General features: G+C 25.6%; 5 protein-coding genes, 1 tRNA gene, 1 other RNA gene and 2 pseudogenes. 5 read left to right on the top strand and 4 right to left on the bottom strand.

The window, feature by feature from the left end:
- Window positions 1–12: 12 nt before the first annotated feature.
- Window positions 13–669: a TrmH family RNA methyltransferase gene (locus tag BN1173_RS00280; RefSeq protein ID WP_014695960.1), complete on the top strand. Its 657-nt coding sequence runs from the start codon at window positions 13–15 to the stop codon at window positions 667–669.
- On the opposite strand, the gene BN1173_RS00275 is transcribed toward BN1173_RS00280, so the two are convergent.
- Together BN1173_RS00275 and BN1173_RS00270 are read right to left on the bottom strand one after the other, a co-directional pair.
- A complete protein-coding gene (locus BN1173_RS00275; RefSeq protein ID WP_014695959.1) occupies window positions 644–1,339 on the bottom strand; it encodes a queuosine precursor transporter in 696 nt (231 codons plus the stop codon). The two genes, BN1173_RS00280 and BN1173_RS00275, sit on opposite strands and share 26 nt — an antisense overlap.
- A gap of 44 nt (window positions 1,340–1,383) precedes the next feature.
- The gene (locus BN1173_RS00270) at window positions 1,384–2,076 is read right to left on the bottom strand and encodes a queuosine precursor transporter (RefSeq protein ID WP_014695958.1); all 693 of its coding nucleotides are present in this window, start codon (window positions 2,074–2,076) and stop codon (window positions 1,384–1,386) included.
- Between the two features lie 146 nt (window positions 2,077–2,222).
- On the opposite strand from BN1173_RS00270, the gene ssrA reads away from it, so the two are divergent.
- Window positions 2,223–2,583, top strand: a transfer-messenger RNA (tmRNA) gene (ssrA, locus tag BN1173_RS00265).
- A 34-nt stretch (window positions 2,584–2,617) separates the two neighbouring features.
- Here the strand turns inward: ssrA and BN1173_RS00260 are convergent.
- A tRNA-Gly gene (locus BN1173_RS00260) sits at window positions 2,618–2,690 on the bottom strand.
- A gap of 151 nt (window positions 2,691–2,841) precedes the next feature.
- Between BN1173_RS00260 and BN1173_RS00255 the strand changes: the two are divergent.
- A pseudogene (locus BN1173_RS00255) lies at window positions 2,842–3,108 on the top strand (DUF3276 family protein); the annotation flags it as partial.
- A gap of 95 nt (window positions 3,109–3,203) precedes the next feature.
- On the opposite strand, the gene BN1173_RS00250 reads toward BN1173_RS00255, so the two are convergent.
- Window positions 3,204–3,749: a ribonuclease HII gene (locus tag BN1173_RS00250; protein ID WP_012537820.1), complete on the bottom strand. Its 546-nt coding sequence runs from the start codon at window positions 3,747–3,749 to the stop codon at window positions 3,204–3,206.
- Between the two features lie 69 nt (window positions 3,750–3,818).
- Between BN1173_RS00250 and BN1173_RS00245 the strand changes: the two are divergent.
- Window positions 3,819–6,274, top strand: a pseudogene (locus BN1173_RS00245) (AAA family ATPase).
- Between the two features lie 99 nt (window positions 6,275–6,373).
- Window positions 6,374–6,688, top strand: a complete 315-nt coding sequence (locus BN1173_RS00240; RefSeq protein ID WP_246040012.1) for a hypothetical protein — start codon at window positions 6,374–6,376, stop codon at window positions 6,686–6,688.
- Window positions 6,689–6,759 lie beyond the last annotated feature (71 nt).

Raw genomic sequence — 6,759 nt, 5'->3', positions numbered from 1 at the left:
GAATAATATGTTATGGTCAGTGATACATTTAAAAGAATAGAAATATTGGCTGAATTTATAACTCGAAGAAGACGAGAGAGAATAGATGAAGTATTAAATAATCGTACGAATTATTTGACACTTGTACTTGAAGATATTTTTCAATCTCAAAATGCAAGTGCTACAATGCGTACAATTGAGATTTTAGGACTTAGTAATATTCATATTATTGAGACTAATAATAAGTATACTTTAAATCCAGGTGTTGTTCTTGGAGCTTCAAAGTGGATAGGTATTAATAAATATAAATGTGTAAAAGTTGCATTTGAACATTTAAAAGCTAATGGGTATAAAATAGTAGCTACATCATTAGATAATGCAGCCATATCTCTTGAAGAGTTTCCAATTGATACTAAAATGGCAGTATTTTTTGGAACAGAATTAACGGGACTTAGCCATACAATTTTGCAAAATGCTGATTTGCATTTAAAAATACCAATGTATGGATTTACACAAAGTTATAATCTCTCTGTAGCCGTAGCTATAGTCTTTTATTCTTTAATTAATCGTTTAAGAAGTAGTTCTATTGATTATTTGCTAAATGAAGATGAAAAGTTAAACTTAAAGCTTGAATATTATAGGAAAATTATAAAAAGGTATAAAGTCATTGAGAAATTGCAGTTTTTCTAATTTTTAGTTTGTTTAGGAAACAATATATAAAGGTATCAATTATCATTATTGCAATGGTAAAGATCCATGAACTTTTTACCATATTAATGTTATTTCCAGGATATAATTGTTCTATTATATACATTGAAATATTTGCTAGCATATAGGCTATACAAGAAGAGCAGAATCTTGATACATTATGACTGATCCATTTGCTGTTTATATTATTTTTTTGTAGCATAGAATATACTTTTATGTTCACATAGTTAGATAAAAATATGATATATGTTCCAGTGAAAATTATTGAAATATAAGAAGCATTGTAGAACAATACTTTTAAGTGTATATTGGAAGTATCAAATTCATTTTGGTGAAAATAGAGTGTGAAATGCATCATTATTACAAAAGTGATATGTGAGAGCATATTTAATGTTATTGACTCTATAGCTGATTTTTCATTATATTTTTCTGTAATTAAATTTAGCGAACAAAGTGTTGATAGAAAGGTTATGCCTGATAGACTAATTTGTTGTTCGAATATAGTCACTTTTTTTAATATAATGAGATTTGAGAGTATACTCATTATTATGTTAAAACAAAAAAGTCCCGATTTGCCGAATAGGTAGTATAGTAATGTTAATTGTGAGTATACAAATGTTATTAGAATTGTCCATAAAATTATGTTTATCATGTTGCTAATTATAACAAATTATTAAGTGATAATTGAATGTATATTTACTCATTAATTTGGATTTTTTTATTCTGATATATGTATTTTGCAATGTAAATAAATGGAGTGCCCATGATGCCTGCGATTCCTTTAATAAAATATGTGGATATTATTATATTAAGATAGGCTTCTTTTGGAAATATATTAAAGTATGTTGCAATGCTTACAAAAATTATCGTATCTATAAATTCACTTACTAATGTTGATCCATTGCTTCTTATAAACAAGAATTTTGGGAATTTTTCTTTAATGAAACGAAATAGGTATATATCGTTTAATTGAGATATTATGTATGCAATAATTGATGCGATTAATAAAATTGGAATTGAAGAGAAAATATTTTCTAAATTTTCTAAGTATATGTCAGAATTATTTGTTGAAAAATAAAGTTGGATATTTGTAATAAATGCAAATGCTATAAAACTTATAAATCCAATATAAACCGCTTTTTTTGAATTTTTATGACCATGAATTTCTGATAAAATATCTGTTGCAACATATGATGATGCATAAATAATATTGCCCAGTGTTGCATGTAATCCAAATATTGTAATTTGCTTTAAAACTTGAATGTTTGCAATAATTACGGATGATACTAGCCATGCTAGTAAGCCTTTTTGTCCAAAAAAATTGTACGTAATAATTAAAATTGAATAAGTACAAATTAACATGATGCACCATAGCATTTCGTTATTCAAAAAATCTCCTTGAATCATTTATCATTTTAATATTTATTAATAATGTATTAAAGTAATTATAAGCTTTTAAGTGTTGTTTTGTAAATTAGTTTGTTTTTCCTTTTTTTATTTATTTGTGTTATACTATCCTTAAAAGATTATTTAGAGGGGATGTTTTTGGATTTGACTAAGAACTTTAGTAGCATAAATGGCAAGCAGAGGGAATCTCTTAAAACTTCTTTAATAAATGCAAAAAATAATAACTTTACAAGTTCAGATCTTGTAATGGCTGCTTAATTTAGCAGAGAGTTTTGTTGGATTTTGCTTTGAGGTTCAACTTATACTCTTTAAGACATCAAAGTATGCCTAAAAATGTTTCAAGTTGATTTTTAGGGACCTTTAAACTTGAGAGTAATTTGGTGGTTTGCTTGTTTTCCAAGCCTTATTGCTTTTTTTAAAAATTAGCTAAGCTTGTAGATATTTATGATATTATTTTTAGGACGCGGGTTCAATTCCCGCCATCTCCAATTTTTTTACATTTCAGGTTATTAGCTTTTTAGGAAGCGTCCTATCGGAATCGAACCGACATCATTAGCTTGGAAGGCTAAGGTAATAAGCCATTATACGAAGGACGCACAGATAACAAAGTTGATTTTATAAAAAAATTCATTTTATGTCAATTGATTTTATTGTTAATTTCGGCTAGTATTTTTTTTGTTTAGTAAGTACAATTATGTTAACTTTTGTATAAGCTAATATATAAAGGATTTTTGTGTGGAGGACTTAATGGGCGAGAGAGGGGAAGTATATTCTGATAAATTGTTTACAAATTCAGATAGGACTTATTTCTTTAATGTTAAAGAAAATAGAAAAGGTGATTATTTTCTAAATATTGTAGAGAGTAAGAGAAATGTTAATGGAGATTTTGAGAGACATTCAGTTTTTGTTTATGAAGAAAATATTGACGAATTTGAATCAAATTTATTGAAAGCAATTTCTGTAATTAAGAAAAAGGTTACTGGAAATTTAGTTAAAAAAGGAGAGTATCATAATGATCGTAGATCCTAAAGTGTTTCATAATCATGATCCTTTCTGAGGATGATTTAGTCCTAATCATGGACATAATTACAGTTTATGTTAATTGATATTTAAATTAATTGAAAGCTCTTTCTGTGAAGGCTTAGTATTCCGTGTTTTTTGATTGCATCTTTGTGTTCTTTTGTTGGATATCCTTTGTTTTTTTTAAGTCCATATAGGGGATAAATTTTATCATATTCAACCATCAATTTATCTCTTTGTACTTTTGCAATAATTGATGCTGCTTTTATTTCATCGATCATAGAATCCCCTTTAATTATTGCTCTAATTTGTTTAGCTTGTATTTTGGGGATAAATTTTCCATCTACAAGTACTAGGTTGCATTCTATATTTAATTTTTGATATGCGATTTGCATTGCAAGGAGTGAAGCATTGTGAATATTAATTTTGTCAATAATTTCATTGGATATATCTGCAAACGCATAATATGCATTTTCTAGTATTAATGCTGAGAGATATTCTCTTTTTGTTTTGGTAAGTTTTTTTGAATCATCTAGTTCATTTAAAAAGTTGGGTTTACTTTTAAAAATAACAGCTGCACTTAAGACTGGGCCAAAGATGCACCCTCTTCCAACCTCATCAATTCCACAAATCATAACTATTTATTATAATACAGAATTATGTTTAGTAAATTAATATTGTTTATAATTTAATTGGGAGTAGTTTTGTTTTTAGAAAAAATAGGACTTTTAGGATTTAAGTCTTTTGTTAAGATGCAAGAATTAAAGTTAAATAGTAGTTTAAATTTTATAGTAGGTCCAAATGGTTGTGGAAAAAGTAATTTACTAGATGCAATTCGTTTTTGTATAGGTGAAGATAATTTAAGTATTTTGAGAATTAAACATATAACAGATTTAATTTCTGTATCAAAATCTAAGGAATCTAATTTTGCTGAGGTGACTCTTTTTTTTAATAATGAAGATCTCTCTATTGGTGATTTTAGAGATAAATTTTATATTAGAAGAAGGCTTTATAAAGATGGTACAAGTGAATATTTTTTAAATAATGATAATTTGAATCTTAAAAATTATATGGATCTTGTTAATAAGCTAAGATTTAAGAATTCTCCTTATATGTTTATTAATCAGGGTAAGATTGAGAGAATATCTTCAAGTGGCAATATTAATTTAAAATCTCTAATAGAAGAGGCTAGTGGAATAGATATGCTTAGAGTTGAAGAGGAACAGGCATATAAGAGCTTAGAAAAATCTAGAGAAAATTTGACTTCTCTTTTGATGTTGAGAGATGAATTAAATGAAAAATATGAAAAAATTAAGAATGACTTTTTGATTAAAGATAAATACCAAAAATTAAAGAACGATTTAGAAGTATTGGATAAAAATTTAAGCTTGAAGAAGCTTTTTAATCTTAACTTTGAATTAACTAAACTTAAGAATGGTTTGAATATTAAAGATATAGACAATATTTTGCATTTAAGTAGTTTTTCTATTGAAAATATTAAGGAAAAATTAGAATTTTATTCTCTTAGAGAAAAGAATGTTATTAAGGAATATTGAACTTATTAAAAAAGAAATTGAAATGTTAAAATCTAAGTTGCTTACAATGGAAATTAAGATTCAAAAATTAGAACATGATAAGAGGGGAAAATTAAATTTAGCAAATATTTTTATGGGCAATAAGTCACAGATTGAATCAGTAAAAGTAAGCATAAATGAAGAGCTTATGAATTTAAATAATTCCCTTCAAAGTAAAAAGAAAGATTTTTTCATATTGACTGATGAGATAAATAGGTATACTAGGAGTTTTTTTGAACTTGTTGATTTAGTATTGTCGATTGTCAAGGAAAGTAATATAGAAGAATTTGAGCAACTTAAAAAAAACATTTTAAATTCTTTAAAATTGTTTGAAGATACATTAAGCATCAAATATCTTAAAAATATTAGAGAAAATTTACTTAAATATATAGTCAAGGAAGATAAACTTTTAAATTTATTAAGAGAGAAAATTGAACCTATTTTTGAACAAAATGTTGATTTAAGAAAATTTTTGCTTACGAGAAATAATTCTAAGACTAGTCTTGCAAAGGAAATCACTACTATTGAGAGTTTAGTGTCTGAGAAGACATTAAAATTAAATGAGATATTGGGTGAGATTGAATATACAGAGCTTTCTAGGCTTAAAAATGAAGATGAAATTAAATTAATTGATAGTAATTTAAAATTTTTATTTGAAACTAGGGATGAACTTAAGGAACGCCTTAATAATTTAAATTTAAAACTGGATGAATTAAACTTGGAACGAAGTGACATTAATGTTAATTTAGACAAGTTTTTAAGTGATGCAAAAGGTAGTGAATTAGTTGGAAATAAAGGGGTCAATACTTTGAGTGTATTAGATGCTTTTAAAAATTCATCTTATTATGAATACATGAAAAAGCAAGCAGAATATGATATTTTATTGCATTCTAATTTGGATATTAAGGATGAGATAAAAGATTTTAATTTTGTTAATAAGGATATGGAAAAATTTGATCTTGAAGATGATTTAGTACAGATAGCTTCTTTACGGAAAGAAATGAGTATGATTGAGCATGATAATTATATTTTTTTTAATGTTGAGAGGGAATATAATGAGATAAAGGATAAGGTTGATGATGATAGTTTTGGGATTTAATGATTTAAATGCTACTAAAGAATCTTTAGATAAGCTTAGAAAAAGAATTAAGAGGGAAATCAATAAAAAATTTAATGAGGCTTTCGATAAAATTAGTGATCATTTTATTTATTTTTTTAGTCGAATATTTAAGGGTAGTGGAAGTTTATTTTATGATAAGGATTTAGATGAAATAGAAATTAAAATAAATTTTAAGGATAAATTAGTCAAAGGCAATAAAATGCTTTCTGGAGGAGAGCATTCTTTAATTAGTATAGCATTTTTGTTTGCTTTGTATTATTATTCTCCTGCTTCATTTTGTGTACTTGATGAAATTGATGCTTCTCTTGATTTTGAAAATAGTAATAAACTTTCAACACTTTTAAATGAACTTGGTCAAAAAGTTCAATTATTGATAATAACTCATAATATGTATGTTGCTAAGGGCAGTAAGAATTTAATTGGTGTTACTAGTGATAATGGAGAAAGTGTAATATTTAATATATAATTTACTTTGTGTATTTTGAGATTGATAATATATGATTATAAAATTAAACATTAAATATTAGTTTTTATATAGATATTTTTATTAATTTTTGTTTATTTTTTGATTTATTTATATTCGTCTAAAATTATTGACGAGAGTAAAAATAATACTGAAGAGAATGTAAATCTTAAGTTGAAATTGCTTAATATAGAAGATTTTTATTTTGATTTGAATTCTAGTTTTAATATGGATGATTTTTTCTTTCCCAAACCTAGTCTTCCTGATGGTAAATTGGGTGATAGTGTAATGCATTATCGATCAATTAATGAAGACATTTTGAAAGATCTTTGGGTTAAATCAGATAATTTATTTAATATTGATTTAGAAAAGGAAAATGAATTATTAGTTGATAAAATTTTGGAAAATTATAAGTGAATAAAGGGCATTTTATTTTCTCTCGCCTCCTCATTTTTATTCTTTATTAGCTTTTTCATAGCTTATTTATT

Source organism: Borrelia crocidurae (assembly GCF_000825665.2).
Taxonomy (GTDB): Bacteria; Spirochaetota; Spirochaetia; order Borreliales; family Borreliaceae; genus Borrelia; species Borrelia duttonii.
This window is presented reverse-complemented; position numbering and strand designations above follow the sequence as displayed.